General features: G+C 71.8%; 22 protein-coding genes. 14 read left to right on the top strand and 8 right to left on the bottom strand.

Translation table 11 applies throughout. The features are described 5' to 3' along the window. Positions 1-14 precede the first annotated feature (14 nt). From ACFWN1_RS17285 to ACFWN1_RS17270, 4 genes are all read right to left on the bottom strand, one after another. Complete coding sequence (locus ACFWN1_RS17285) at positions 15-2,822, bottom strand: sigma-70 family RNA polymerase sigma factor (RefSeq protein WP_384362668.1); 2,808 nt, start codon at positions 2,820-2,822, stop codon at positions 15-17. A 229-nt stretch (positions 2,823-3,051) separates the two neighbouring features. Continuing rightward, a complete protein-coding gene (locus ACFWN1_RS17280; RefSeq protein WP_384362666.1) occupies positions 3,052-3,933 on the bottom strand; it encodes a hypothetical protein in 882 nt (293 codons plus the stop codon). A gap of 17 nt (positions 3,934-3,950) precedes the next feature. Next, positions 3,951-4,526, bottom strand: coding sequence for a hypothetical protein (locus tag ACFWN1_RS17275; RefSeq protein WP_384362664.1), 576 nt, complete (start codon positions 4,524-4,526; stop codon positions 3,951-3,953). 370 nt (positions 4,527-4,896) lie between these two features. Continuing rightward, a complete protein-coding gene (locus ACFWN1_RS17270; protein ID WP_384362662.1) occupies positions 4,897-5,832 on the bottom strand; it encodes a hypothetical protein in 936 nt (311 codons plus the stop codon). Positions 5,833-6,006: 174 nt separating this feature from the next. Between ACFWN1_RS17270 and ACFWN1_RS17265 the strand changes: the two genes are divergently transcribed. From ACFWN1_RS17265 to ACFWN1_RS17255, 3 genes are all read left to right on the top strand, one after another. Next, positions 6,007-8,178, top strand: coding sequence for a M4 family metallopeptidase (locus ACFWN1_RS17265; RefSeq protein ID WP_384362660.1), 2,172 nt, complete (start codon positions 6,007-6,009; stop codon positions 8,176-8,178). A gap of 207 nt (positions 8,179-8,385) precedes the next feature. Further along, entirely contained in the window at positions 8,386-8,976 is a 591-nt protein-coding gene (locus ACFWN1_RS17260; protein WP_384362658.1) for a TetR family transcriptional regulator, read from the top strand. 21 nt (positions 8,977-8,997) lie between these two features. Then, positions 8,998-9,762: a zinc-binding dehydrogenase gene (locus tag ACFWN1_RS17255; protein ID WP_384362656.1), complete on the top strand. Its 765-nt coding sequence runs from the start codon at positions 8,998-9,000 to the stop codon at positions 9,760-9,762. 58 nt (positions 9,763-9,820) lie between these two features. On the opposite strand, the gene ACFWN1_RS17250 is transcribed toward ACFWN1_RS17255, so the two are convergent. Together ACFWN1_RS17250 and ACFWN1_RS17245 are read right to left on the bottom strand one after the other, a co-directional pair. Then, positions 9,821-10,252, bottom strand: a complete 432-nt coding sequence (locus ACFWN1_RS17250; RefSeq protein ID WP_384362654.1) for an SRPBCC family protein — start codon at positions 10,250-10,252, stop codon at positions 9,821-9,823. Positions 10,253-10,306: 54 nt separating this feature from the next. Beyond that, the gene (locus tag ACFWN1_RS17245; protein ID WP_384362652.1) at positions 10,307-12,223 is read right to left on the bottom strand and encodes a hypothetical protein; all 1,917 of its coding nucleotides are present in this window, start codon (positions 12,221-12,223) and stop codon (positions 10,307-10,309) included. Between the two features lie 550 nt (positions 12,224-12,773). Between ACFWN1_RS17245 and ACFWN1_RS17240 the strand changes: the two genes are divergently transcribed. Genes ACFWN1_RS17240 through ACFWN1_RS17225 form a run of 4 tightly spaced genes read left to right on the top strand, consistent with a single transcriptional unit; the run spans position 12,774 to position 16,365 of the window. Next, positions 12,774-13,550 carry an ABC transporter permease gene (locus ACFWN1_RS17240; RefSeq protein WP_384362673.1) on the top strand — a complete coding sequence of 259 codons (777 nt, stop codon included), beginning with the start codon at positions 12,774-12,776 and terminating at the stop codon, positions 13,548-13,550. Positions 13,551-13,586: 36 nt separating this feature from the next. Then, positions 13,587-14,642, top strand: a complete 1,056-nt coding sequence (locus ACFWN1_RS17235; RefSeq protein WP_384362650.1) for an ABC transporter substrate-binding protein — start codon at positions 13,587-13,589, stop codon at positions 14,640-14,642. Next, positions 14,629-15,435, top strand: a complete 807-nt coding sequence (locus tag ACFWN1_RS17230; protein WP_384362648.1) for an ABC transporter ATP-binding protein — start codon at positions 14,629-14,631, stop codon at positions 15,433-15,435. The genes ACFWN1_RS17235 and ACFWN1_RS17230 overlap by 14 nt, the downstream gene beginning before the upstream one ends. A 54-nt stretch (positions 15,436-15,489) precedes the next feature. Beyond that, on the top strand, positions 15,490-16,365 hold the full coding sequence (locus ACFWN1_RS17225; RefSeq protein WP_384362646.1) for a TauD/TfdA dioxygenase family protein: 876 nt from the start codon (positions 15,490-15,492) through the stop codon (positions 16,363-16,365). 43 nt (positions 16,366-16,408) lie between these two features. Here the strand turns inward: ACFWN1_RS17225 and ACFWN1_RS17220 are convergent, their stop codons facing one another. Both ACFWN1_RS17220 and ACFWN1_RS17215 read right to left on the bottom strand, forming a co-directional pair. Then, positions 16,409-18,376 carry an FAD/NAD(P)-binding protein gene (locus tag ACFWN1_RS17220; RefSeq protein WP_384362644.1) on the bottom strand — a complete coding sequence of 656 codons (1,968 nt, stop codon included), beginning with the start codon at positions 18,374-18,376 and terminating at the stop codon, positions 16,409-16,411. Then, on the bottom strand, positions 18,373-19,362 hold the full coding sequence (locus ACFWN1_RS17215; protein WP_384362671.1) for an amino acid ABC transporter permease: 990 nt from the start codon (positions 19,360-19,362) through the stop codon (positions 18,373-18,375). Before ACFWN1_RS17215 ends, ACFWN1_RS17220 begins: the two co-directional genes overlap by 4 nt. Positions 19,363-19,917: 555 nt before the next feature. Between ACFWN1_RS17215 and ACFWN1_RS17210 the strand changes: the two genes are divergently transcribed. The 7 genes from ACFWN1_RS17210 to ACFWN1_RS17180 all read left to right on the top strand — a co-directional run. Continuing rightward, a complete protein-coding gene (locus tag ACFWN1_RS17210; RefSeq protein WP_384362642.1) occupies positions 19,918-21,045 on the top strand; it encodes an LLM class flavin-dependent oxidoreductase in 1,128 nt (375 codons plus the stop codon). 2 nt (positions 21,046-21,047) lie between these two features. After that, the gene (locus ACFWN1_RS17205; RefSeq protein WP_384362669.1) at positions 21,048-21,563 is read left to right on the top strand and encodes a GNAT family N-acetyltransferase; all 516 of its coding nucleotides are present in this window, start codon (positions 21,048-21,050) and stop codon (positions 21,561-21,563) included. Next, the gene (locus ACFWN1_RS17200) at positions 21,560-22,510 is read left to right on the top strand and encodes an ABC transporter substrate-binding protein (RefSeq protein WP_384362640.1); all 951 of its coding nucleotides are present in this window, start codon (positions 21,560-21,562) and stop codon (positions 22,508-22,510) included. The genes ACFWN1_RS17205 and ACFWN1_RS17200 overlap by 4 nt, the downstream gene beginning before the upstream one ends. An 18-nt stretch (positions 22,511-22,528) precedes the next feature. Then, positions 22,529-23,533 carry an amino acid ABC transporter permease gene (locus ACFWN1_RS17195; RefSeq protein ID WP_384362638.1) on the top strand — a complete coding sequence of 335 codons (1,005 nt, stop codon included), beginning with the start codon at positions 22,529-22,531 and terminating at the stop codon, positions 23,531-23,533. Continuing rightward, positions 23,530-24,294: an amino acid ABC transporter ATP-binding protein gene (locus ACFWN1_RS17190; RefSeq protein WP_384362636.1), complete on the top strand. Its 765-nt coding sequence runs from the start codon at positions 23,530-23,532 to the stop codon at positions 24,292-24,294. The genes ACFWN1_RS17195 and ACFWN1_RS17190 overlap by 4 nt, the downstream gene beginning before the upstream one ends. A gap of 36 nt (positions 24,295-24,330) precedes the next feature. After that, positions 24,331-25,311: an ABC transporter substrate-binding protein gene (locus ACFWN1_RS17185; RefSeq protein ID WP_384362634.1), complete on the top strand. Its 981-nt coding sequence runs from the start codon at positions 24,331-24,333 to the stop codon at positions 25,309-25,311. Positions 25,312-25,325: 14 nt separating this feature from the next. After that, positions 25,326-25,708 (top strand): LLM class flavin-dependent oxidoreductase (locus ACFWN1_RS17180; RefSeq protein ID WP_384362632.1); only part of this gene is annotated, 383 nt, incomplete at its 3' end.

Here is a 25,708-nt window from a genome sequence, read left to right as displayed (position 1 = left end):
GCGGCGGGGCCGTGTCAGCGGCGCTTGCGCCGGACGAGCACGAGCAGACCGGCCCCGGCGACCAGGACGCCCGCAGCGATGCCCAGCGGCAGCACCGGGTCGGACCCGCCGGTCCGCGCCAGCGGCTCGCTCCCGCCGTTGGCGGTGAGGCCCGAGTCCTCGTCACCGGAGGCACCATTGGTCGCGCTCTTGCCGTCGGCCGCGCCCCCACCGGCCTCCGCACCCGCGTCCGCGCCGTCACCCGCACCGGCGCCGCCCGCACCCGCACCGGCGCCGCCGCCCGCGTTCCCCGGCGCAGACGACTCACTGCCGCCCGCGGTGTCCCCCGCGACGGCTCCGAAGCCGTACGCGCCGCGGTCCGGTGCCTGGGCCTTGAGGGCCGAACCGGTGAAGTCGGTGGTCAGACCCGGGAACGGGGTGGCGGAGCCGATGGCGGGTGAGCCCTTCTTCAGCCGGAAGTCCGCGTCAGAGCCCTTGCCGGGAGCGGTGAACTCCGGGTCGGCGATGATGTCGTGCGGGCCCTTGGTCTCGGGCGCCTTGCCGCCGAAGTAGACGTTGTAGTCGTAAGTCACGTCCACGTTCTTCGAGTTGCCGTTGGTGGCCTGCCCCGGGCGGCCGTAGGCGATGTTGTCGAGGAGCCGTACGTCGGTGCTGTCGTTCGCGAAGATGTTGGCGTACGGCTTCGCCATGCGGGTGCTGCGGCCGTTGAGGTAGGCCGTGTTGTGAACGATGTCGACGTGCTGGCTCTTGTAGGCGTGGATACCTGAACCGCCGTTGTCGTAGCTGACGTTGTTGGCGACCAGGACGCGTCCGCCGTAGGCCGGCCTGCCCCGCCCGGGATCGCCCTTCGTCGTGTCGACGATGATGCCGTTGCCGTCGGAGTAGCAGCGGCAGCCCTCCCACTTGACCTTGGTCTCGTTGTCGTGGACGCGGTTTCCGGTGATGCGGATCTTGTACGTCCGGGAGTCGCCGCCGCCGGTGTCGCGGGGGGTGAGGACGGAGATGCCGCTGCTGCCGTAGATGGTGTACCAGGAGTTGGAGTGGACGTGGTTGCCGATGATGTCGACGTGGTCGGCCTCGATCGCGGAGATCCCGCCGCCCGCGCAGTCGTGCACCAGGTTGCCGATGATGCTGACGTGGTGGGAGAACGTGCCGGCCTCCCGGTTCTTCTCCACGGATATGCAGTTGGTGTTGTACGTGGGGTCGTCCTTGCTCGACGACTGTTCGGCGCCGGAGAGGGTCAGGGCGGCGTTGTTGCCCTTGACCTCCAGGTTCTTGATGACGATGTAGGACGCGCCGTAGACGCTGATGCCGTTCCAGGCCGTCCTCGGGTTCAGGACAGGATGGTGGCCGGGATACGCCGTGAAGGTGATGGGCGCTCCCGGACGCCCGGAGCGCTTGATGGTCAGCACGTTGGAGCCCTTGCGGGGCTCGGTGTACGTGCCGTTCATGACGGCGACGACATCACCGGGGCGGGCCAGGTCCGCGGCCTTCTGAAGGGTGCGGAACGGCGATCCGGCCGACGTGCCGGGGTTGGAGTCGCTGCCGCCGGCGCTCACGAAGTAGGTGGGGGCAGGGGTCTTCGCGGCCTGGGACGAGTGCGGCGCGCGCACGGCGACGACGGAAGGAGCGGGGGTACGGCTCTCCGGGAGGACGGCCGGCTCGGGCGCGCGCGGGGCCGCACTCCTCGGCGCGGTCGGGGCGGGCGTGCTGGCCGGCGAGGGAGTCACCGGGGAGGCCGAGCCGGACGGGACCAGGGAGAGACCCGTGACAGCGAGCGCTGCCACCCCGGCCGCGACGGTCGCGCTCGTCGCCTTGGCGGAGAGTCCGCCGAACATGCCGTGGTCGCCGCGCGGGCGGCCGGTCGCGCGATGGCCGTGCCCGCGGGTCGCGGACCGGGGAGCGGGATGCCGGACGGTCGCGGCCGGATGGGCGTGGCCCCCGGTACCGGCGGACGCCGTCGGACTCCCCGCCTCGCCGAGCCCGTGCGGCCCCGCCGGCCCGGTCCACCCCGACGCCCCGGCCGCTCCCAGCTCTCCCGCACGGCCCGGTACGAGCAGGGGCAGGCCGGCGAGCAGCCGCTCGGGCGGGACCAGCCGGGCGGTGGGATGACCGCACGGCTCGCAGGAGCGGAGGTGCCGGGCGATCCGCTTGCGCAGCAAGGTACTGGGCGTCGGGTCTTCCGAGCCCGCGATCTCGGTCAGCTCCGCGCAGCGCGGGGTGCGGGACAGCGCACGGACGACCGTCCGCGCCACGTCCAGCTGGGTCTTCATCCGCTGGATCTGGACCGCCAGATGGGCCGCCGGAAGACTCATGGCCACGGCGATCTCCTTCCGGGACAGCCGTCCGCACGCCTCCAGCCACCACAGGGACAGCAGGTCGCGGTAGGACGGGTCGAGCCACGCGGTGGCCGCGGCGACCTGCCGCTGCTCGGCGGAGAGCGACTGCCGCAGCAGGAAGAGAGTCGCGAAGTCGGTTTCCGGCGCGTGCCGTTCGTCCGCGTGCTCCAGCGTCGTCAGCCGCCCGGACCGCGCCCGGCGCCGGGCGTCGGTGAGCTGGCGGACCGCGATGGCCACGAGCCACGAGCGGAACTTTTCCGCTTCCCGCAGGTCCGGCAGCGCGCGGATCACCGCGACCATGGTGTCCTGCACGATGTCGTCGACGTCGAGGTCGGTCTCCGCCGCCCGGCCGACCACGTTGTAGACCAGCGGCAGAGCGCCCGCGGTGAGCCGTTCGACGGCCCCGGGGTCCCCGTCGCGGGCTGCCTCGACCGTGCGGCGGTCCGGAAACGTGTCGGTCCTGCGGGACCCGTCATGTCGCATGCGATACATCCTCGGAGGAAAGCAGGTGTAGCTGCTCTGGTGGTGTGCTTGTCACAACAGGAGACGAGCGGGCGCCCCGGGCATAACACTTTCCCACCTGAACCCCGTCTTCCTTCCGCCGCTCCGCCCGGCCGAGCCCCTGTCGGCCCGGCCGGGCGCCTCGGCTCGCGGCGAGAAGAGGGGAGGTCTCGCCGCGAGCGTTCTCACACCCTGATCACGACATCCGCGATCAGGCAGGCGTGCACATGGCGGTTCCGGGCTTGACCACGGTGGCGTTTCCGGCCTGGCCGTTGATCAGAATGACGCTGCACGTCTTCCGGTCGGTGATCCCCGGGAGCCGGTACCACTTGTCGCTGAGTTTGAGGCTCATCCACATCTTCTGGTCGGCCGGCGGTGCTTGGTAGAGCTGCATGCCGCCGACCTTCGCAGGGACCCGGTTCAACTGGGAGATGATGCAGGCCCCGTCGGACTTGCGGCGCCCCGAGACGATGCCGATGGCCTGCTGTCCGTCCCCCGACACGACCGCGGCGCCGCTGTCGCCGGGCAGGCAGGCGATGTCGAGCCTGAGATAGCCGAACGTGTCGGAGGCGAACCCCGCACCCCGAGGGGCCGTGTTGGTGCTCTGGACCGTTCCGCAGGCTCTCGGACTGATGCCACCGTAACGGCAGACCACCGATCCGACCCCCGCTGTTCCGATGGAGACCGGGTGCGCGGTGTTGCTCGTGTCGCGGTTGCTCCAGGTGTCCCTGTTGCCCCAGTCGGCGCGGAAGTAGTTGGCGCTGACCAGCTCGTTGCCGTTCGGCAGGCTGGTCGTCCCGATGACGTTGTAGCCCGTGTTGACGACTTCGAAGTCGGCGTCGGCGTTGGAGGAGAAAAGGACGTGTCCGGGGGTGTCGCAGTGGCCGGCGGAGATGAGGCCGACCGTCCCGGGCGCGCCGCCGTAGTCCCGCACGACGAAGGCGGCCTCGCAGTTGGTGCCCCCCGCGGGCAGCGTGGCTTCGGCGTCGACGACTTCGGCATCGTCGGCCTGAGCGAGCGGGGACACCGTTCCCACGGCGACGACGGCCAGCGCCATCAGGGAGGCCCGTAGAATTCTTCGTTTCTTCAGCATGAGCTTGCCTCCAGAGATCAGCGCGGCAGCGCGTCGAGCGGGACGACGCCCACGTTGTCGATGAACTGTCCAGGTACGTCGAAGATCGTCGTGGTGGTGGGCTCGAAGAGAACGACGTCACCCTTGACCAGGGAAACTCCCAGCTGGGGCTTGAAGATGATGTCGTAGAGACCGCCCACGCCGCCCACGAGCCCGCCGACGGTGCCACCGATCACGGCCGCCGGGAGCTTCGCGGCGCCGCCCGCGTTCTCGGAGCCGAAGATCCGCAGCGACGCCTCGGCACCGCTGGCCCCGGTGATGGCCCCCTTGAGCACGGACTGACCGAAGGCGCCCAGGTCGGCGGTGTTGATGACTCGGTAGGTGTCCATCTGGCCCGTGGCGAAATCCCTGACCCGCAGAATGTCGCCCACCTTCGCTCCGGTCGGGACCAGGTCGGTGGTCTCGGCCTCCACGACCTCGGGGTCCTCGCCGGCGGCCAGGGACCGCGCTGTCCCCTGGGCCTCCGCCGCGGCGGCGGGCGTGACCAGGAGACCGGCCGACAGTGCGGCTCCGGCCAGTCCGGCGGTCACCCCGTATATCAGGTGTCGCTTCATCCAATGAGTACGCATGGCAGCCTTCCCTCAGACGAACAGATGGGGTCACGTACATGAGTGACATCGGTGAGAACCGGCGCGGAGCGCTAGGCAGACGGCTCCGCGGCTGGGTGGGGTCGGACCTGTGACGCGACCCCGGGCGTGAGACGAACCGGACCGAGCTGACACCCTCGTCCGCGCACGGTCCGCCTACCCACACCCTTGCTCAGCGACGAGTGCACCGCAAAGGAGACAGACTGACAATGTTCTGATGGAAGGTCAGCTCAGCTGCGGTCCCACGGACCGCGTCCACGGGCTGAGCAGGCTCGCTGGCGTACGCCCCCCGGCGTGAAGTCCGCGAGGAGAGCCACCTCACAGGAGCCCTGCCCGCTCAGGCCCACTCCCAGCGCATCCACTGGAAGCCGGGTGCGGGGTCCTGCACGACCACGTGGGCGTGGCCGGAGTTGCTGATCCAGACCGGCTTGAGGTCGGCCAGCCGGTGGCTCGCCGAGACTCCGGAGCCGTGGTGGCAGCGGACCGGGACCGCGGCCGGGCTGAAGCTGACCTCAAGGGTGTAGAGCGAGGCCGCGGCACGGAAGGCGCGGCCGCACTCATGGGACCGGGTGCCGCTCGACGCGTACCTGAGGCTGTAGTCGATCACCGCGGTCTCGCCCAGGGACAGTATCCGGTCGAGCAGCAGTTCCGTCACGACCAGGGGCACGTCGAGGTCGGTGCGGACGCGGCCGCGTCGGGCGTTGCGCACGTCGTCCACCGCGGGGAGCCGGCCAGGGTCGTCGCCGCGCGTGATGATCACGCAGCGGTCCACCCGGTCCCGCTCGGCCCGCAGCACCAGCGTGGTGCGGCAACTGGCCTCGGCGCCGTCGGCGTCGAGCTCGAAGCGGTCATGGGCGGCGAGGCGGGTCAGTCCGTCGCCGGTGGGACCCAGGTCGCCGAGCAGATCCGGCAGACTCTCGTAGCCGTGCCAGAGGTGTTCGGTCTCCAGGACGGCCCGGTCCCGGCCGGTCCAGCGGCCGCGCGGTCGCCGGGGGCCGATCAGTGAGACGAGTGAGTCGGTGGGCAGCTCCAGCAGCTCTTCGAGCAGCCGTACCGCCTGGCGGGACCTGGGGCGTTCGGGCCGGCTGCGACCGCGCCGCCAGTAGCTGAGGGTGGTGACGCTGACATCGACGCCCCGCAGGGCGAGGCGGTGCCGTATGCGGTCCAGACTCAGGCCACTGACCTGGATCGCACTGTCGAGGGCGGCGTCGAAGGGGCCCTTGCGCAGCGCGTCCGCAAGGACGGGCGGCAACTGCCGGGAGCTGGGCACCACGGTTGACCTCCGGGCCAACTGGTTCTGGGTTGAACAGAGTTGACGATAGTGAGCGGTTGAGAGCATGTCGCGGTGCTGGTCGCCCGCTGTCATCGGTCTTTCACAGGCCCCCGCAATAAACAGAGTTCGGATCATGTTGACCGGCGGATCTGTCACAGAGCAGGCTCCCCGGCCATGAAGAGACCCTTCTCCGTGGGATCGCTGTCGCTCGCCGTCAGCGTTCTCGCCATATCCATGGGCGCCGCCCCCGCCTCCGCCGCCGATCACTCTCGGCCGACCCCGCACAGAGTGACCGCGAAAGAAGCGATACGCGACGCCGAGCGGTCCGTGGCCGAGCACCCGCGAGTGGTCCGGGCGAGTGCGCGCGACACCTTCCGCTCCCGCGCCGTCGAGGTGGACGCCGACGGTACACGACACGTCCACCTCAACCGCAGCTACCGTGGCCTGCCGGTGCTCGGCGGTGACGTCCTGGTGCACTCCGACGCCGACGGCGATCTCCGTCAGGCGAGTGTGACCCTGAAGAAGCCGCTGTCGCTGGCCACGAAGCCCGTCGTCAGCGAACGGCGGGCCGAACGGACCGCCCGGAAGGCCTTCCGCAGCCTACGCGGCACCAAGGTCAGCACCTCCGCCGCACTGATCGTGGACGCTCTCTCCGGCACACCGCGCCTCGCCTGGCGGGTCCGCGTGGACGGCATCGCACCAGACCAGTCTCCCAGCCATCTGAACGTCCTGGTGGACGCGAAGAGCGGAAAGCCCGGCAAGAGCTGGAACAGTTTCCAGACCCTGGTGGCCCCGGGGCAGCAGCAGGCCGGCACCACCACCGCCGGCACCACCTCGGCGTCCGCCGCCGCCGACGCCGCGGACGGCAACGGCCACGGCTTCCAGGTCGGTGACGTGACGCTGGGCACCACCGCGACAGGGGGCGGTTTCCAGCTGAAGGACGGCACCCGCGGCAACGGTGAGACACGCGACGCGCAGAACCGCACCGTCCCCAACGACAGCCCGCCGGCCGGCTTCGGCACCGCGTTCACCGACTCCGACAACATCTGGGGCGACGGCACCCTGAACGACCGTGCCACGGCCGCGGTCGACGCCCACTACGGCATCCAGCAGACCTGGGACTACTACAAGAAGGTCCACGGCCGCAACGGCATCAAGAACGACGGTGTCGGCGCCCGCTCCTTCGTGCACTACGGCAAGAACTACGAGAACGCCGGCTGGGACGACACCAGCTTCAGCATGGTCTACGGCGACGGCGCCCCCGGACAGCAGCCGTTCACCGAACTCGACGTCGCCGGGCACGAGATGAGCCACGGTGTCACCGCCGCCACCGCCGGGCTGATCTACGAGGGCGAGTCCGGTGGCCTGAACGAGTCCACCAGCGACATCTTCGGCACGCTGGTGGAGTTCAACGCCGCCAATCCGGCCGACCGCCCCGACTACCTCATCGGCGAGAAGATCGACATCCGTGGCAACGGCACCCCGTTGCGCTACATGGACGATCCGAAGAAGGACGGCGAGGGGTCGCAGAGCTGCTGGACCACCAACACCAAGAACCTGGACCCGCACTACTCGTCGGGCGTGGGCAACCACTTCTTCTACCTGCTCGCCGTGGGCTCCGGCCAGTCGAGCTGGGGCAACAGTCCGACCTGCGACAACTCGACGGTCTCCGGCATCGGCAACGACGCCGCCGGCAAGATCTGGTACCGAACACTCACCACGTACCTGACCTCGGCCAGCACCTACGCTGATGCCCGCACCGGCAGCATCAAAGCCGCCATCGACCTCTACGGGGCCGGCAGCGCCCAGTGCGCGGCGGTCGAGAAGGCATGGAGCGGCGTGGCCGTGGCCGCGACCTCCGCGGCGTGCACCACCTCCACCCCGCCCGCCGACGGTGCCAACGCGCTGAAGAACCCCGGGTTCGAGTCCGGCGCCACCGCGTGGACCGCGAGCAGCGGTGTCATCACCGACAGCGCCGACGCGGCGCCGTTCTCCGGCTCGCACTACGCCTGGCTGAACGGCTACGGCAGCACCCACACCGACACCCTGTCGCAGTCGGTCACCGTCCCGTCCAGTGGGACGCCCCGGCTCAGCTACCAGCTCGCGATCGAGACCGCCGAGAGCGGCTCGACCGCGCGCGACACGCTGAAGACGCAGATCGTCTCGGGCGGTACGACGACGACCCTGGCGACCTACTCCAACACCACGCCGGCCGCGTACACCAAGCGTGTGCTCGACCTGTCCGCCTTCAAGGGCAAGACCGTGACGGTCAAGTTCACCGGCACGGAGAACTCCACGCAGGCGACCAGCTTCCTGATCGACGACACCGCGCTGACGACCGGCTGAACACATGACGCACCGGGCCGGCCGGACGCGTGTCCGGCCCGGTGCGTCACTCAGTGCCGAGGGACCACCGGGGACTTCTCCCGGTGGTCCCTCTCGGAACCCTCGGAGTGATTCGACGTGACGTACCCGGCCGGCGGCGACGCCCCCCCGAGCGAGACCGCGAGGGACGGGACTCCGGACCCGCCGCGCGTGGCCTGGCGCAAGGAGATGCGCCGAAGCATTCTCGCCGCGGCCTTCACCCTGGCCTCCGAGGCCGGCTGGGACTCGGTGAGTCTCTCCGCGGTGGCCGAGCGGGCCGACGTGTCACGGCCCTCCGTCTACAAGGCTTTCGGGAACCGTGCGGGACTCGGCCACGCTCTGGTCGTCCAGGAGACCCAGCAACTCCTGCGCGGCGTGGCCGAGATCCTGAGATCGCCCGAGCGGGACGTCAGCACCGCGCTGCGATCGGCGATCCTGTTCGTGCTGACCGAAGCTGAGCGCAACCCCCTGCTCAGGGCCGTCGTCTCCGCCTCCCGCCAAGGCTCCGACAGCCTGCTGCCCTACCTGACCGCACGCCCCGACCCCGTCTTCGAGTCCAGTCGCCGCATGCTGCTGGCCTGGCTCGGCACCCACTACCCCCACCGCGACACCGGCCACCTGGAACTCGCGGCCGACACCACGATACGCATGACCATCAGCCACCTCGTCCTGCCGGGCTGGGACCCCGTCACAGCGGCCGCGAACCTGTCGCGGATCGTGACAACCCTCCTCACCAGCACACTTCGGGAGGACCGAGGCGACGGCTCACCCGAGGTCTGAGGCCCGCCGGACCGCTCGTGAGTGCCCTCCGCACGCCGACCGCCGTCGGCACTCACCCCGGCCACCCCCGTGCCCGGTGAGGCCGCGGGAGTGGTCGACGAGGTGGGCGAGGGCGTCACCGGGGCCGCGGCGGGCGACGAGGTGCTCGGCCGCACGGAGACCGGCGCCGGCGCGTCGTACGCGCTGACCCGGCGGTTCGTGCCCGAGCCGGCCGCGCTGGACCGGGACACCGCCGCCGCCCCGCCGGTCGCGGCCGGCACCGCCGCCGGCGTGCTGGACGTGCTCGGCCTCGCGGCCGGTGAGACGCTCCTGCCGCACGGCGCGGCCGGGGCGGTCGGGTCGGTCGCCGCGCAACTCGCCGTGGCCCGGGGCGCCACCGTCATCGGCACCGCGTCCCCGGCCAACCACGACTACCTCCGCTCGCTCGGCGTGCTTCCCGTCGCCGACGGCGAGGGCCCGGCCGACCGGGTCCGCGAGGTCGCGCCCGGAGGCGTCGGCGCCGTGTTCGACGCGGCCGGTGCCGGTGACCTGCCCGTCTCGGTCGAGCCGCGGGGCGGGCGCGACCGCGTCGTGACCATCGCCGACCCGGCCGCCGCCGAGCACGGCATCCCGTTCCACGACGGCGGCGCACACCCCTCCGCGGCCCTCGCCGAGTACGCCCGGCAGGCCGCGGACGGGCGCTTGCGCGTCCGTGTCGCCGGGAGTCTCCCGCTGGCCGACGTGGCACGGGCCCGGGAACTCAGCGGCAGCGGTCACGCCCAGGGCAAGATCGTCCTGCGTCCGTAGGCCCCGGTCCGCCGGCTCCGGCACGGTCCGGAGGGCGGGCCCTGCCGGTGCGGGCGGTTCAGCCCGGGACGTGGGAGCGGATCGCGTCCGGCATCGTGTGGGTGATCTGGTCCCCCAGGCGTTCGAACTCGCCGCGCAGGAACGGGTCCGCCAGGCGGGCCAGGCCGTGGAACTGGATCTCGGCGTCATAGGTGATCTCGGTGCCGTCCGGGGTGGGGCGGAACGTGAGGTTGTCGGTGGACGTCGCGGTGCTGTTGGTGCCGACGAAGGTCAGGCGGTTCTCGTCGCGGTGTTCCAGGCGGTAGTCCAGCTCGGTACGGCGGCCTCGGAACTCGGAGACGTTGTGCCAGGTGGGAACGCCGTCGCCCGTCGTGCGGGTGCACTCCTGCGTGCCGGGGTCCCAGTCCACGGCGTGGCTGAAGTCGGCAAGGTAGTCCACCACGGAGGGCAGCGGACGGGGGACGGTGAAGGAACGTCGGACGTGGACCATGGTCGTCTCCAGTACTGGGGCAGCGGATCGCGGCTACTGCCGAGTACCCCGAGATCACCCGGACCCGACATCTGACAGCGTCTCGCCCGAGTCCAGCCGGGCACGTACGCGCGTCGACGCGTTCTCCGGGGCCCGTACCGCCAGGGTGTGACCGCTCCGGGTGGCCGGCACGTCGCCGGTGAGGGTGAGCGAGGTGACCGCGCGGCTGGCCGCCGCCAGGACGTACCAGTGGCCGCGCGGGGACTTCCAGTGCGTCCGGGCCACCAGGTGCCGGCCGAACCTGCCGCACGCGGCCGTCGCCCGTACCCGCGTCACCACCCGTGTGTCCTCGCCCGGCCGGCGCAGGGAGACGGTGATGTCGCCCGTGCCGCGCCAGGTGTCCGCCCGTGCGCACGTCCACACGGCGTGGCCGCCGCCGTCCGGCAGGTCCTGCTCGGCGAAGTCCCAGGCGTTGACCGCCCGCACCCCCGTGCCGCCCGCCGGGTCCAGGCCGCAGCCGACCTGCTTCCATGCCACCAGCGCCGCCGGGCCGGTCGCCTCGCGTGGCTGCCGGGCGGACGGTGAGCCGTGGCCCGGCAGCGGGGTGTAGGTCAGGTGCGCGGGGGTGAGACCCCCGAGGTCGGTCAGCAGGAACGTGTGATGCTCGGCGATCACCGGGGACGACCGCAGCTGGAGCGCCGGACGGTGCCCGCAGCCGCCGCCCGTCCACCGGGGCACCGGCGCGGTGACCCCGTCCCGCGCCACCGACAGCGGCCGGGCCGGGGAGTCCGGCCTGGTGAGATCGCGCACCGAGGACTCCGCCACCCACGGCGCCAGCAGATAGCGCACCGCGCCACCCCGCTCGTCCAGCGCGACCGCCCCGGCCGTCGTCAGGTCTGCGTCGTCCGCGCGGGCCAGCACCAGCAGTACGCCGGTGCCCGACTCGCCGTACCGCACCAGGCGTTGGCCGTCGTGGAACACCACCACCGCGCGTCCGCCGACCGACCCCGCGTACAGCAGGCGCGGCGCGCGCGGCGGTGGGTCGGCCGGGGTGCCGGGGGCGCGGACGACCCGCGTACCGGACGGCGGGTCCGCCCAGACGGCCAGCGCCCGGTCCAGCAGGGCGCGGTCGCGCACCCGGTCCCCGCGCGCGGGCCAGGCGGTGAAGTCGACCCGGGAGGTGTCGGCCCACTCACCCGGGCCGCCCCGGACCAGGTCGGCGGAGCTGGGCCGGCTCTGGTACGGCCCCGGCGGGTCCGGCGTCGGGCGTGTGACGGCCGCCGCCAGCCCGCCCGCCGTGAGCGCCCCCACCAGTACGGCGACGGCGGCCAGACGCCCCCGGCGCCTGCGGCGCACCAGGTCGGTGGGGCGGGCGCGCAGGGTGCAGGCGTCGAACTCGTCCGAGGTGAGCACGGCCGCCGCGGCGGGCCCGAGCGAGGTACCCAGCCGGCTCGCCTCGCGTACGGCGACCCGCGCCCCCGCCACCCCGGCGGCCTCCAGCACCCCGTGCGCGTGGTCGGCCGTGAGGCCCTCCGCATGGAGCAGGACGAAGGCGGCGCGGGCCGGGGCGCTCAGCTCGGACAGGGCCTGGCCGAGCGCCATCTCCTCGGCCCCGCCCGAGCGTGGCGCCAGCCGCAGCCCGAGCACCACGGGCAGCCGGGGCACCAGCAGCCGGGGTGGCCGGGCACCCTCGGGCCACAGCCGGGGCCGACGGCACTGGGCGAGCGCGGCCCGGACCACCGCCACCCTCAGCGACCGGTCCCGTTCGGCCCCCGGAGAGCGGGGCGCCGGTACGGCGGGCGTGGCGACGGGCAGGCTGCGCTGCACCAGCGCGTGCGCGGCGAGGACCCGGCGGTGGCGGCCGAGCGAGGCCGGCAGGACGAGGTAGGCCAGTCGGACCAGCTCGGCGTACCGCTCGGTGAGTCTGCGCTCGCCGTGCAGCAGGCGCCGGCGCGAATCGTGCGGGGAACGACTGAGCGAGGACAGGACCATCGGACGACTGCTTTCCGCGACCGGGGACGTTCGGAGCTGGTGCTACGGCAAACGAGTGAAGGCCGCTCAAGTCACCGCCGGTTCGGGCGGCCTGTCCAGGCAGAACGTTTCTCTCACCCGCGTCCCGGACCCCCCTTCTCACTCCTTCTCACCCCTTCTCACCCACCGGTCCACTTCGTGGACACCTCTTGGTGGTAGGCCCCGGCTGCGGTAGAAAAGGGCCCCATGAATCCCATGCCGCTGGTGCGACGCCTGGTCACGACCTGTGCCGACGCCCGGCCGCGTGTCGCCGCTGACCGCCGCTGTCCGCGCGTCCCTGACGGCCCGCTCCGCCCGGTGAGGTAACCCGGCGCAGTGGCAGGCGAGTTGTGTCTCGCTGGACCGTTCCCTCCCGCTGTGCAGGCGGCACTTCGCTGACCCCTTTTTCTCTCACATCACCGCTGTTACGAGGCCCTCATGGAGGTCGCCCGTGTCCCTTTCCCTGCGCCCGGAGAAAACCGCCCCGCTCCCTGCCGCCGCCGCGCCCCGTCCCGTCCGCTCCTCAAGTGCCCTGCTTAGGGCCGCACTTCCGCTGGGCTCGCTCGCGCTGTTCCTGCTCCTGTGGCAACTGCTCGCGGTGAGCGGCACCTGGAGCGAGACGCTGGTGCCGCCGCCGGCCAGGGTGTGGCGGGCCTTCATCGACGTGTCGACCACGCACGGCGGGGTCCGGGGCTACAACGGCACCTATCTCATGGAGCACTTGGGCATCAGCCTGCGCCGCATCGCGTTCGGCGCCGGTATCGGCATCGCCGCCGGGGTGGTGTTCGGGCTGCTGATGGGCACCGTCGGCTGGGTGCGCTCGCTGTTCGAGCCGTGGATCACCTTCCTGCGGACGCTGCCCCCGCTGGCGTACTTCTCCCTGCTCATCATCTGGCTCGGCATCAACGAGGAGCCCAAGATCACCCTGCTGGCCGTGGCCGCGTTCCCGCCGGTCGCCGTCTCCACCACCACGGCGGTCGCCGCCGTGCCCAAGGCGCTCACCGAGGCCGCCCGCGCGCTCGGCGCCTCACGCTGGGACGTCGTACGGGACGTGGTGATCCCCTCCGCCCTGCCGGAGACGCTGACCGGTGTCCGGCTGGCCGTCGGAGTCGCCTACTCCTCCCTGGTGGCCGCCGAGTTGGTCAACGGGCTGCCCGGTATCGGCGGCATGGTCAAGGACGCCGCCAACTACAACAACACCCCGGTCGTGCTTGTCGGCATCATCGCCATCGGCGTCTCCGGCCTGATCATCGACGGCCTGCTGCTGCGCCTGGAACGGGCCGTCGTGCCCTGGCGCGGCCGCATCTGAACCCCCCCGCATCCCTTTCACAGAAACGGTCCCGCAATGACGTACGCCCGCCCCCGCCCCTCCCGCCGCCGGCTGCTCGCGGGTGCGCTCGCCGTCGCCGCCACCGCGGCGGTCACCGGCTGCTCCACGGACAGCTCCGCATCGTCCTCCGGTTCGGGGAGACGGCTGCGGATCGGCTACTTCGCCTTTCCCAGTGGCGACTTGATCGTGAAGAACAGAAAGCTGCTGGAGAAGGCGCTGCCGGACCACACCGTCACCTGGATCAAGTTCGACTCCGGCGCGAGCGTCAACCAGGCGTTCCTCGGCAAGTCGCTCGACATCGCCGCGCTCGGGTCGAGCCCGTTCGCGCGCGGGATATCCGGGCCGTCGCCGATCCCGTACAAGGTCGCCTGGATTCTCGACGTGGCCGGGGAGAACGAGGCGCTGGTCGCCCGGAGGAGCACCGGAATCTCGGACGTGGCCGGCCTGAAGGGGCGTACGGTCGCCACGCCGTTCGCGTCGACCTCGCACTACAGCCTGCTGGCCGCGCTGGACAAGGCCGGGCTGAAGCCGTCCGAGGTCAAGCTGATCGACCTCCAGCCGCAGGCGATCCTCGCCGCCTGGCAGCGGGGTGACATCGACGCCGCCTATGTGTGGCTGCCGACGCTGGACGAGCTGCGCAAGACCGGCAGGCAGCTCATCAGCAGCAAGCAGGTGGCCGGTTCGGGCAAGCCGACCCTGGACCTCGCCGTCGTCTCGGACGAGCTGATCGCCCGCGACCCGAAGGCGATCGACGCCTGGCGCAAGGCGGAGGCCGAGGCGCTGCGACTGCTCAGGTCCGACCCCGAGGGTTCGGTGAAGGCGGTCGCGGCCGAGCTGAACATCAGTGCCGCCGACGCTCGGGCCCAGCTCGCGCAGGGCGTGTTCCTCACCCCGGAGCAGGTGACCTCCGACGAGTGGCTGGGCACCGACGGCAAGCCCGGCAAGCTGCTGACCTACCTCGGTGACACGGGCAGCTTCCTGGCCGGCCAGAAGCAGATCGACGCGGCGCCCTCCGCCGCCTCCGTCGAGCAGGCGTTCTACCTCAAGGGGCTGCCCGATGTCCTCAAGTGAGCCGGAGCAAGGGCGAGTCGCATCAGCCGGCGCCGAGACCGGTTCCGTCCGGCTCGACCACGTCACCCATCGGTACGGTGCCGTGACCGCCGTCGGCCCGGTCGATCTCACCGTGCCCACCGGGGAGTTCCTCGTCCTGGTCGGCGCCTCCGGCTGCGGCAAGAGCACCCTGCTGCGGCTGATCGCCGGGTTCGAGCGGCCCGCCGAGGGCACCGTGACGGTCTCCGGCACCGACCCCCGCCCCGGCGACACGGCGGGCGTCGTGTTCCAGACGCCCAGGCTGTTCCCCTGGCGCACCGTACGCGGCAACCTCGACCTGGCCCTCAGGTACGCGGGCGTCGAGCGTGCCCGATGGCCGCAGCGGCGGGCCGAGTTGCTGGCGCGGGTCGGCCTGGAGGGCACCGAGGCGCGCCGGGTCTGGGAGATCTCCGGCGGACAGCAGCAGCGCGTCGCCATCGCCCGCGCGCTCGCCGCCGACAACCCGCTGCTCCTGCTCGACGAACCGTTCGCCGCCCTGGACGCGCTCACCCGCGAGCGGCTCCAGGAGGACGTTCGCCGGATGGCCGGCCGGACCGGGCGCACCACGGTGTTCGTGACGCACTCGGCCGAGGAGGCCGTCTTCCTCGGCTCCCGCATCGTGGTGCTGACCAGGAGCCCGGGGACCGTCGCGCTGGACCTGCCGATCACCCTGCCGCGTAGTGACGTGGACGCCGAAGAGCTGCGCGGCTCACCGGAGTTCGGGGAGCTGCGCGCCCAGGTCGCGCACGCGGTGAAGAGCGCCGCCGCGGCCTGAGCCACCGCATGGAACCCAGGTCCCGGAAGGGGCCGTACCGGAAAGGACACCTGTATGAGCATCCTCAGCGACCAAGCCGTGGCGGCACGGTTGCCGCTCACCGAACTCGGCCCGCACATCGGCGCCGAGATCGACGGCATCGAGCTGGCCCACCTGGACGACGACGATGTGCTCGCGCTCCGCGAGGCCCTGGTGCGCCACAAGGTCCTCTTCGTACGCGGGCAGCACCAACTCGACGACGCCGGGCAGATCCAGCTCGGGCGCCGGCTGGGCGAGGTCACGGCCGGGCACCCGGTGCACGACTCCGGTGACGTGGCGCCCGAGGTGTACTCGCTGGACAGCCAGGACAACGGCTTCGCCGACGTGTGGCACACCGACGTCACCTTCGTGGCGCGACCGCCCGCGATCTCCGTGCTGCGCGCGGTGGTGCTGCCGCCCACCGGCGGCGACACCAACTGGGCCGACAGCCAGGCCGCGTACGAGTCGCTGTCGCCGGGGCTGCGGGCGCACATCGACACCCTGACCGCCGTGCACGACGGCTCCCGCGAGTTCGGCTACTACCTGGCCCAGCGCCGCCAGGGGAAGGGCAACCTGTGGGAGGGGGAGGTGTTCACGCAGCTCACCCCGGTGGAGCATCCGGTGGTACGGGTGCACCCGGAGAGCGGGCGCAAGGGGCTGTTCGTGAACCCCGGCTTCACCTCGCACATCGTCGGCGTCTCCGAGCACGAGAGCCGGGGCCTGCTCGACATCTTCTACGCCCACCTCACCAAGCCGGAACATGTGGTGCGGCACCGCTGGCGGCCGGGTGACGTGGCGCTGTGGGACAACCGCAGCACCGCGCACTACGCCAACCGCGACTACGGCGACCAGCACCGGGTGATGCACCGGATCACCCTGCGCGGCGACATCCCGGTCGGGCCGCGGGCGTGAGCACCCGAGGGGGCTGCCCACCCGAGGGCAGCCCCCTCCTGCGTCAGCCCCCGACCCGCGCACGGTCGACCTGACCCGGCACGTACGGCTCCGGCCCCGCGTCCAGCGCCCGCAGCACCGCCCTGGCCACCGTGTCGTTCTGCCGGAAGGCGGGCGCGTCGGTGCGGGGGCGGGCGAAGGCGGCGATGGCCCTGCTGTCGGTGGGGGCGCCCAGCGCGATCCGGCGGGGGTGCGGCCCGCCGAGGCCCGGGTCCAGGAGGTGGCCGTCGGCGGGGGAGACGGTGATCCGGCCGGACCGGTGCCGGTGCGTACCGTCGGCCACCACCTCCTCCGCGAGCGCGCCCGCGCGGTGCAGGTGCCGCAGCAGCGGGTCCTCGGTGCGTTCCAGGTTCGGACCCGGCAGATACGCCTCGATCAGGGCGGTAGCGCGCACGGTGTGACCCGGCACGGTCGGACTCGTCGCCGTGAAGGTGCCCGTCGCCTCGTCCGTGCCGACCCTGACGTCCGCGCCCAGGAAGCGCACCACACCGGCGCGGGACAGCGCGTCCAGCTCGCGCAGCCGGAAGCCGGGCGGGCCGGAGGCGAGGAAGCTGAAGAAGCCGTGCCACCAGCCGTCCAGCCCGTCCGCCAGGGAGCGTGCCGTCAGCCGCCCGGAGGCGACCAGGCCGGGCAACTGGCCGTAGATCGAGAGCAGCGCCAGGAACGCCCCGAGGTCGGCGCTGTACGCCGGGTCCTCGCGGCGGGCCACGTCCCGGCGGGCGTAGGCGCGCAGATGCTCCTGGAAGGCGTCCGGGGTGTCGAACACGAGCCCGTCCAGCGGCCGGTCCAGCGCCTCGAAGTCCAGCCGGTCGGCCGGGTCGGGCACGGCGGTGGCCACCAGCCCGGCCAACTGGGCGGAGTACCAGCCGAATCGGTCGTAGGCCGCCAGGAACTCCGGCCAGGGCATCGCCGTGCGCCCGGGGTGGGCGTGGAACAGCTCGTGGTAGTGGCCGAACCCGATCTCCTTGGCCATCAGCGGCCACACATCGCGCCGCAGGTCCAGCGGGCCCACCCCGGCGGCCAGCGCGCCGACCGCCTCCGGGCCGAAGTACCGGGGGAGCGGTGGCCGCGGGCCCTGGAGCCGGTAGCCGGTCTTGGCGTGGTACGGCACTCCGCGCCGCGAGCCGACGTGCAGTACGGGTTCCCGGCCGGAGGGCAGATAGGTCAGCGTGCCGTCCGGTCCGGTCCGGTAGGCGCCGCCCCGTCCCTCGGTGAGCAGCACCGTCAGGTCGACGAACGCCAGCCCGAAGCCGCGCAGGACGACCTCCTCACCCGGTCGCAGCCCCGACAGATCGGCGTCGGCGGAGAAGGCGGGCGGCAGGTGGAAACGCCCGTGCCGGCGGGCGAAGTCGGCGTGCACCCGGTGCGCCGGCGCGGCAGTCGACCCGAGATGCCCCTGGGTCAGCACCACCAGGTCGGCGCGCAGCGGCTCGCCCCGGCCGGTCAGCCGGACCTCCTGCGGGCCGTCCGCCGGACCGGTGACCGAGGTCGCGGTGGTGCGGTGCCACTCGACGGTCACCGAGGGCGGCAGTTCGGCCAGTGCCCGGCGGAACACCCAGTCCAGATAGGCGCTTTGAGCACGCCGGGTCGGGAAGTCGGCCGGGCCCAGGGTGCTCAGCTCGGCCAGCACCGCCGGGTCGGCCGGCTCCGCGTACGGGGTGAAGCGCGGGGTGTCCGGCCCGGCGAACTGTGCGGCCCACTCGGCCAGTGAGGGGCCGGGACGCACGGGGCCGGCCACGGTGGACGTCTCGTCGGTGAACATGGTGACGTCCTCGGCCATGGAGTTCATCCGCAGCAGCGGCGACTGCTCGTGCCGCCATACCCGGCCCGGTCCGGGCGGATGCGGGTCGACCAGGTGTATCCGCAGCTCTGTCTCCGCAGACCAGAGTTCGGGCGCGTTGGCGGCGATGCGCTCCAGCAGCCCGCTGGCGCGAGGTCCCGCGCCCACGATCACCAGGGTGCGCGTGCTCACCGGTCACCGCCGAGGGAGACGCGGCGGGCCCGTGCGCGCAGCACCGTGAGCCAGAGGCCGAGCCGGGCGAGGGCGGTGGGCGCCAGGTCACGGGCGGCGCCCCGGCCGTAGTACCGCTCGACGTGGTACTGGCCCGCACTGAGCACCGAGGTCACGGCGATGTACCAGAGGGTTGCGACCAACAGCAGCGGGATCACCTGGTAGGTCCGGTTGTAGATCAGCTGGACGGAGAACAGCAGGTCGTGCACGGCCAGCACACTGACGATGCTGGTGCCCTTCAGGGTGCCGATCAGCATGTTCCCGGCCGTCGGCACGATCGAGCGCATCGCCTGGGGGACGACGATCCGGCGCAGGGTGCGCCGGCTGCCGAGGCCCAGGGCCTTCGCTGCCTCGGTCTGGCCGGCGTCCACGGACAGGATGCCGCCCCGGATCACCTCGGCCGCGTACGCCGTCTCGTGCAGGGTGAGGCCGATCAGCGCGGTCACGGTCGGCCCGAGCAGGTTCACCGTCTTGACGCTGACGAACTCGGGGCCGAACGGGATGCCGACGCCGAGCGTCGGGTAGAGCGCGCCGATGTTGAACCAGAACAGCAGCTGCACCAGCAGCGGGGTCGACCGGAAGATCCACACATAGCCCCAGCTGAGGCTGCGCAGCACGGGGTTGGCGGAGAGGCGGAGCACCGCGATCCCGGTGCCGAGCAGGAACGCCAGCACCATCACGGCGGCCGTCAGCCACAGCGTGAGGAGCAGTCCGTCGAGCACGGCGGCGGTGGTGAAGTACTGCCCCACCACCTGCCACTGGAAGGCGTCGTTGCGCACCACGGAGTTGAGCACCATGGCCAGCACCAGCAGCGCGACAGTGGCGGCGAGCCAGCGGCCGGGGTGCCGGCGCGGCACGATCCGGGGCAGCCCGGTCCCGTCGGACGGTGACGCGGCAGTGGGGGACTTCAGCAGGGGAGTGGAGGTGAGGTCGGAAGGCGTGGCCATCGGTAGACGCTCCGGGAGGGAGGTGCGGACGTGGGCGACCGTCCGGTGGCACGCGTACTCGCGTACGGTGCGGCCGGTGGCCTGTGTCGTCACGTGCCGCGTCCCTCAACGCGACCGGATGAACCCGCCGCGTGGCGGGCCCGTCCGTCGTCGATCGTATGTGCGGGGCACATATGGCTGTCAACCACACCTCAGTGGCTGGTCGGTTGTGGTCCGGCATGCGGTCAGTGGGTTGACGAAAAGCGAGATGCGCTGCTCAATTGACCACATGGATGCCCAGCAGCGCTTGGTCACGCGCGATCACATCGACTTCGGTCGAGTGTGGTCGTCCTCGTGTTGCGTCTGACTCGGCAGCGGGCCGTCTGACCGGCCCCTTCCCTCCGCCGGCCACTCCGGCGCGGGCCGATGCCCACCCCCTTCCGCGCGCTGCCGCCGCCCTTCTCCTCCCGACGCCCGACGTCGTCACGCCATTGTCCTGATGCTGCGTCATAACTACGTGTACGTACGGCTGTTCGCTTGCGTATGCCTGTGTTTTTTCGCCGGAAAGGCTCACTCATGCCAGTGGAGTTCCTCGGCATAGCCGCGACCAACGACGGCTCCGAAACGACCCCGCGCTCCGGCGCGGCCTTCGACAAGGACTACACCCTCCGCCTCGCCCGCGCCCACGAGGACCACGGCTGGGACCGCGTGCTGTTCGCCTACGGCTCCGGTTCCCCCGACCCGGCGCCCGCCGCCGCGTACATCGCCGCCCGCACCGACCGGCTCCAGCTGCTGCTCGCCCACCGGCCCAACGTCTCGTACCCCACCTTCGCCGCCAAGACCTTCGCCACCCTCGACCAGATCAGCGACGGCAGGCTGACCGTCCACTTCATCACCGGCGGCAACGACCACGAGCAGGGCCGCGAGGGCGACACCCTCACCAAGGACGAGCGCTACGCCCGTACCCGTGAGTACATCGGGATCGTCAAGAAGATCTGGACCACCCACGAGGCGTTCGACCACGAGGGCGGGCACTACCGGTTCCACGACTTCGTCAGCGATGTCTTCCCCGTCCAACAGCCCCGCCCCGGCGTCTCGTTCGGCGGCTCCTCGGCCGCCGCGTACGCCGCCGGAGGCGCCGAGGCCGACATCTACTGCCTGTGGGGCGAGCCGCTGGCCGAGACCGCCGCGCAGATCGAGAAGGTCAAGGCCGCCGCCCGCGAGGCCGGCCGCACCGACGTACCCCGTATCCAGGTCGCCTTCCGTCCGATCATCGCCCCCACCGAGGAACTGGCCTGGGAGAAAGCGCACCGCACGGTCGGCGCCATCAAGCAGCGCCGCGAGGCCGGCCTCGTCCGCCACCGCCGAGGCGGCGCCCCAGAGAACACCGGCTCGCAGCGCCTGATCGCCATCGCCGAGGCGGGCGAGCGCTACGACCGCGCCCTGTGGACCCCGACCGCAGCAGCGACCGGCGGCGCGGGCAACTCCAACGCGCTGGTCGGCACCCCCGAGACGGTCGCCCGAGCCCTGCTCGACTACCACGACCTCGGCGTCGACATCCTCTCCGCGCGCGGCTACGACCTGCTCGGCGACGCCATCGACTTCGGCCGCCATGTCATCCCGATCGTCCGCGAGGAGGTCGCCAAGCGCGACGCCGCCCGCGCGACCGCCGGCACCGGACCGCTCACGGCGGTGGGCGAGTGAGCCTGCCCGCCCTCTCCGCCCGGTCGGTCGTCCAGGTCGCCGTGTCCGACCCGCGAGTACGCCCGCTGCTGCGCGAACTCGGTGAGGAGTACTCAGCCCGCTACGGCAAGGACGCCCACGCCGAACTGGCCCGCTACCCCGACGAGGAGTTCACCGCGCCGCACGGCGGTGTCCTGCTGCTCATCCTGGAGAACGGTGAGCCGGTGGCGGGCGGCGCCTTCCGCCGGTACGACGAGGACACCGCCGAGCTGAAGCGGATCTGGACCCACTCCGCCCACCGCCGCCGGGGCCTGGCCCGCGAGGTCGTCGGCGAACTGGAACGCGAGGCGCGGGCCCGCGGCTACCGGCGGATCTACCTGACGACCGGACCGCGCCAGCCCGAGGCCCGCGCGCTGTACCTGAACACCGGCTACCGCCCGCTCTTCGACACGGAGGCCGACCCCGAGTCCATCGGTCCGCTGCCCTTCGAGAAGCACCTCCCGTCGCCCGCCCGCACCGGAAAGGCCACCGCCCAGTGAAGCTCCCCGGCATCCCCGGCCACACGCGCCCGCTCGTGGCCGCCGCCGCGCTCCTGCCCTTGCTGGCCCTGACCGGGTGTGGCTCCGGTGACCCCGCCGAGGCGACCGCGGCGGGCGGTTCGCCCGCGCCGACCGCCGACCCCGTGGCCGCCGTCCACAAGGTCGACTCCGCCGCCTCCCTGCTCCCCGCCGACGTCCGCTCCAAGGGCACCCTGCGCATCGGCGGCTCGGTCGGCACACCGCCCTCCGCGTACTATCCGGACGGCTCCCGCACACCCCAGGGCCAGGACATCGACATCGCCGCGGCTGTCGCCAAGGTGCTCGGCGTCAGACTGGAGCGGCAGGACGCCGCCTTCGAGACCATCCTGCCCGCCCTCGGCAGCGGCAAGTACGACGTGGGCACCGGCAACTTCGGCGTCACCACCGAGCGGCTGAAGACCATCGACTTCGTCACCTACATCGACGACGGCCAGGGCTTCGCCGTGAAGCAGGGCGACACCTCCTTCGGCAAGAAGATCACCGATCTCACCCAGCTCTGCGGCCGCACCGTCGGCATCAACGCCGGCACCACCTTCGAGGCCACCCTCGCGGCGCGGAAGGGGGTGTGCGCCAAGGCCGGCAAGAAGCCGTACGAGGTGAAGGTGTACTCGGAGAACGGTGCGACGATCACCGCGCTCCAGCAGGGCCGTATCGACGTGATCATGTCGACCATCAACGGGCTGCGCTACCAGGCCGCCCAGCCCGCCGCGCACACCGCGTTCCTCGGCGAGTTCCACCGCCTCGACGTCGGCTTCGCCTTCAAGAAGGGCTCGAAGCTCACCAAGGCGTTCCAGGCGGCCGTCAACGAGCTGATCGAGAACGGTACGTACGACCGCATCCTCAAGAAGTGGGGCACCACCGGCTCCGCCATCGAGAACTCGCGGATCAGCCCGCCCGAGCACGCCTGAGGAGCGACGGAACCCACCATGACCACCGCCGCCCCCGACGCCGCCCCGGCCGCGCCCCGCGTGCCGCCCACCACCGCCGACCCGACCGCCTACAAGATCGTCCCCGCCCGGCATCCCGCCCGCTGGGCCGGCGCCGCCGCCGTGATCGTCCTGGTCGCCCAGTTCACCCACGGCCTCGCCACCAACCCGGTATGGGAATGGCGGGTGTTCGGCGACTACGTACTGTCCGAGACGATCGTCCAGGCCGTCTGGGTCACCCTCCAGCTCACCGCCTACGCCACCGTGCTGGGCTTCCTCCTCGGCACCGTGCTCGCCTTCATGCGGCTCTCGCACAGCCCGGTGCTCCAGACCGTCGCCTGGACCTACATCTGGGTATTCCGGTCCATCCCGATGATCGTGCAACTGGTGTTCTGGTTCAATCTGAGCGCCCTGTACGAACGGCTCGGCGTCGGCATCCCGTTCGGGCCCGTCCTGTGGTCCGTCGACAGCGACAGCCTGATCGGCACCATCGGTGCCGCCGTCATCGGCCTCACCCTCCACCAGGCCGCCTACGCGGCCGAGATCGTCCGGGGCGGTGTGCTCTCCGTCGACGCCGGACAGCGCGAGGCCGCCGCCGCGCTCGGCATACCCCGGCTGCGGCAGGTCCGCCGGATCGTGCTGCCCCAGGCGATGCGCGCCATCCTGCCCACCGCCGGCAACGAGATCATCGGCCTGCTCAAGGGCACCTCGGTGGTCTACGTGATGGCCATCGGCGAGCTGTTCTACCAGGTCCAGGTCGTCTACGGCCGCAACGGACGGGTCATCCCGCTGCTGCTCGTCGCCACCGCCTGGTACATCGTGCTGACCTCGCTGCTGTCGGTCGCCCAGTACTACGTGGAGCGTCACTACGCCCGAGGCGCCGACCGCACCCCACCGCCGACCCCGCTCCAGCGGGGCCGCCGCTTCCTGCGCGACCTGCGTGCGGCCGCCGCCCGGCGCGAGGTGCCCGTCACCGCACTGAACCTTGAGGGAGAGAGCCGATGAACGACGTCATGGTGGACGTACGGAGCGTCCACAAGAGCTTCGGCCCGCTCGAAGTGCTGCGTGGTGTCGACCTGACCGTACGGGCGGGCGAGGTCACCGTGATCCTCGGCCCCTCCGGTTCCGGCAAGTCCACGCTGCTGCGGACCATCAACCATCTGGAGAAGGTCGACAGCGGCTGGATCAGCATCGACGGCGAACTCATCGGCTACCGGCGCGCCGGGAACAAGCTGCACGAACTCAAGGAACGGGACGTCCTGAAACAGCGCACCCACATCGGGTTCGTGTTCCAGAACTTCAACCTGTTCCCACACCTCACCGTGCTCGACAACCTCCTCGAAGCGCCCGTCTCCGCGCTGCGCCGCCCCAAGAAGGAGGCCGAGGCGACCGCGCGTCGTCTGCTGGAACGGGTCGGCCTCGCCGAAAAGGCCGACGCCTACCCGCGCCAGCTCTCCGGCGGCCAGCAGCAGCGCGTCGCCATCGCCCGCGCGCTCGCCCTGGAGCCCAAGGTGCTCCTCTTCGACGAACCCACCTCCGCGCTCGACCCCGAGCTGGTCGGCGAGGTTCTCGACGTCATCAAGGACCTGGCCCGCACCGGCACCACCATGATCATCGTCACCCACGAGATCGGCTTCGCCCGTGAGGTCGCCGACACCGTCGTCTTCATGGACGACGGCGCCGTGGTCGAGCAGGGCCCGCCCTCCGCCGTCCTGGACGACCCGCAGCGCGAACGCACCCGCGCGTTCCTCGCCAAAGTCCTCTGAACCTTTCAACTCATCTTCCCCATAGGAGATTTCCGCATGTCCACCACCGCCCGCCGTATCGCCGTCCCCGCCCTCGGCCTCGCCTCCGCCCTCGTCCTGGCCGCCTGCGCCAACCCCACCGACGGCGGCACGGCCGAGGTCGCGGCCGCCAAGGGCACCACCACGAAGATCAACCTCAGCCCCGACCAGCACCGGGTCACCTCGTCCCAGGTCGCCTCCATCGCCGCCGAGGTCCCGGAGAAGATCCGCAAGAGAGGCACTCTGGAGATCGTCCACTCCTCCGACTCGGCCGCGCCGCTGGGCTTCCGCGCCACCGACAACAAGACCCTCATCGGCGTGGAACCCGACCTCGCCTACCTCGTCGCCGGGGTGCTCGGCCTCAAGCCGCACCTCAACATCGTGTCCTGGGAGAACATCTTCGTCGGCCTCGACAGCGCCAAGTACGACGTGGGCTTCAGCAACATCACGGTCACCGAGGAGCGCAAGGAGAAGTACGACTTCGCCACCTACCGCGAGGACAACCTCGGCTTCGCCACGAAGAAGGGCAGCGGTCTGAAGGTCACCGGCCCCGCCGACCTCGCCGGGCGGAACGTCGCCGTCTCCAGCGGCACCAACCAGGAGAAACTGCTGGTCGAGTGGAGCAAGGAGGACGAGAAGGCGGGCCGTGAGCCCATCCACATCAAGTACTACCAGAGCGAGAGCGACACCTACCTCGCCCTCCGCTCCGGCCGCATCGACGTCTTCGTGGGCCCCAACCCCACCGCCGCCTACCACGCGGCGACCACCGGCGAGACCGAGGTCGTCGGCACCTACTCCGGCGCCGGCGCCACCCTCCAGGGCCTCATCGCGGCCACCACCAAGAAGGACAGCGGTCTCGCCAAGCCCCTCGCCGACGCCCTCAACCACGTGATCGAGAACGGCACTTACGCGAAGGTGCTCAAGCGCTGGGGGCTGTCCGCCGAGGCCGTGACCAAGTCCGAGATCAACCCGCCCGGCCTGCCCAAGTCCGGGAAGTAGGCGAGAAGGACAGCATGACCCGCGAACTCCACCTCTCCGTCGCCCTCGGCAGCGCCGGGCCCCGGTCCGCCGCCCACTGGACCGGCCTCGTCCAGCTGGCCGAACTCGGGGCCCTCGACTTCGTCACCCTCGACGACTCCCTCGATCCGGTCGACGCCGAGGGCCGCCTCGACGCCGTCGCCGTACTGGCGTACGCCGCCCCACGCACCAGCCGGATCGGCCTGGTCCCCACGGTCACCACCACCCACACCGAGCCCTTCCACACGTCCACCGCCCTCGCCACCCTGGACTTCGTCAGCGAAGGGCGCGCGGGCTGGCTGGTCGACGTGTCCTCCACCGAGGAAGCGGCCCGCGCCGTCGGCCGCCGCGACCCCCCGCCCCCCGCCGGGCGGTGGGC

The sequence above is a fragment of the Streptomyces sp. NPDC058459 genome (genome assembly GCF_042721685.1).
Taxonomy (GTDB): Bacteria; Actinomycetota; Actinomycetes; order Streptomycetales; family Streptomycetaceae; genus Streptomyces.
This window is presented reverse-complemented; position numbering and strand designations above follow the sequence as displayed.

Bases quoted from the DNA above. Each gene is read 5' to 3' on its own strand.
- ACFWN1_RS17285 (WP_384362668.1), bottom strand. From the start codon at position 2,822: ATGCGACATGACGGGTCCCGCAGGACCGACACGTTTCCGGACCGCCGC.
- ACFWN1_RS17280 (WP_384362666.1), bottom strand. From the start codon at position 3,933: ATGCTGAAGAAACGAAGAATTCTACGGGCCTCCCTGATGGCGCTGGCC.
- ACFWN1_RS17275 (WP_384362664.1), bottom strand. From the start codon at position 4,526: ATGAAGCGACACCTGATATACGGGGTGACCGCCGGACTGGCCGGAGCC.
- ACFWN1_RS17265 (WP_384362660.1), top strand. From the start codon at position 6,007: ATGAAGAGACCCTTCTCCGTGGGATCGCTGTCGCTCGCCGTCAGCGTT.
- ACFWN1_RS17260 (WP_384362658.1), top strand. From the start codon at position 8,386: ATGCGCCGAAGCATTCTCGCCGCGGCCTTCACCCTGGCCTCCGAGGCC.
- ACFWN1_RS17250 (WP_384362654.1), bottom strand. From the start codon at position 10,252: ATGGTCCACGTCCGACGTTCCTTCACCGTCCCCCGTCCGCTGCCCTCC.
- ACFWN1_RS17245 (WP_384362652.1), bottom strand. From the start codon at position 12,223: ATGGTCCTGTCCTCGCTCAGTCGTTCCCCGCACGATTCGCGCCGGCGC.
- ACFWN1_RS17235 (WP_384362650.1), top strand. From the start codon at position 13,587: ATGACGTACGCCCGCCCCCGCCCCTCCCGCCGCCGGCTGCTCGCGGGT.
- ACFWN1_RS17230 (WP_384362648.1), top strand. From the start codon at position 14,629: ATGTCCTCAAGTGAGCCGGAGCAAGGGCGAGTCGCATCAGCCGGCGCC.
- ACFWN1_RS17225 (WP_384362646.1), top strand. From the start codon at position 15,490: ATGAGCATCCTCAGCGACCAAGCCGTGGCGGCACGGTTGCCGCTCACC.
- ACFWN1_RS17215 (WP_384362671.1), bottom strand. From the start codon at position 19,362: ATGGCCACGCCTTCCGACCTCACCTCCACTCCCCTGCTGAAGTCCCCC.
- ACFWN1_RS17210 (WP_384362642.1), top strand. From the start codon at position 19,918: ATGCCAGTGGAGTTCCTCGGCATAGCCGCGACCAACGACGGCTCCGAA.
- ACFWN1_RS17195 (WP_384362638.1), top strand. From the start codon at position 22,529: ATGACCACCGCCGCCCCCGACGCCGCCCCGGCCGCGCCCCGCGTGCCG.
- ACFWN1_RS17190 (WP_384362636.1), top strand. From the start codon at position 23,530: ATGAACGACGTCATGGTGGACGTACGGAGCGTCCACAAGAGCTTCGGC.
- ACFWN1_RS17185 (WP_384362634.1), top strand. From the start codon at position 24,331: ATGTCCACCACCGCCCGCCGTATCGCCGTCCCCGCCCTCGGCCTCGCC.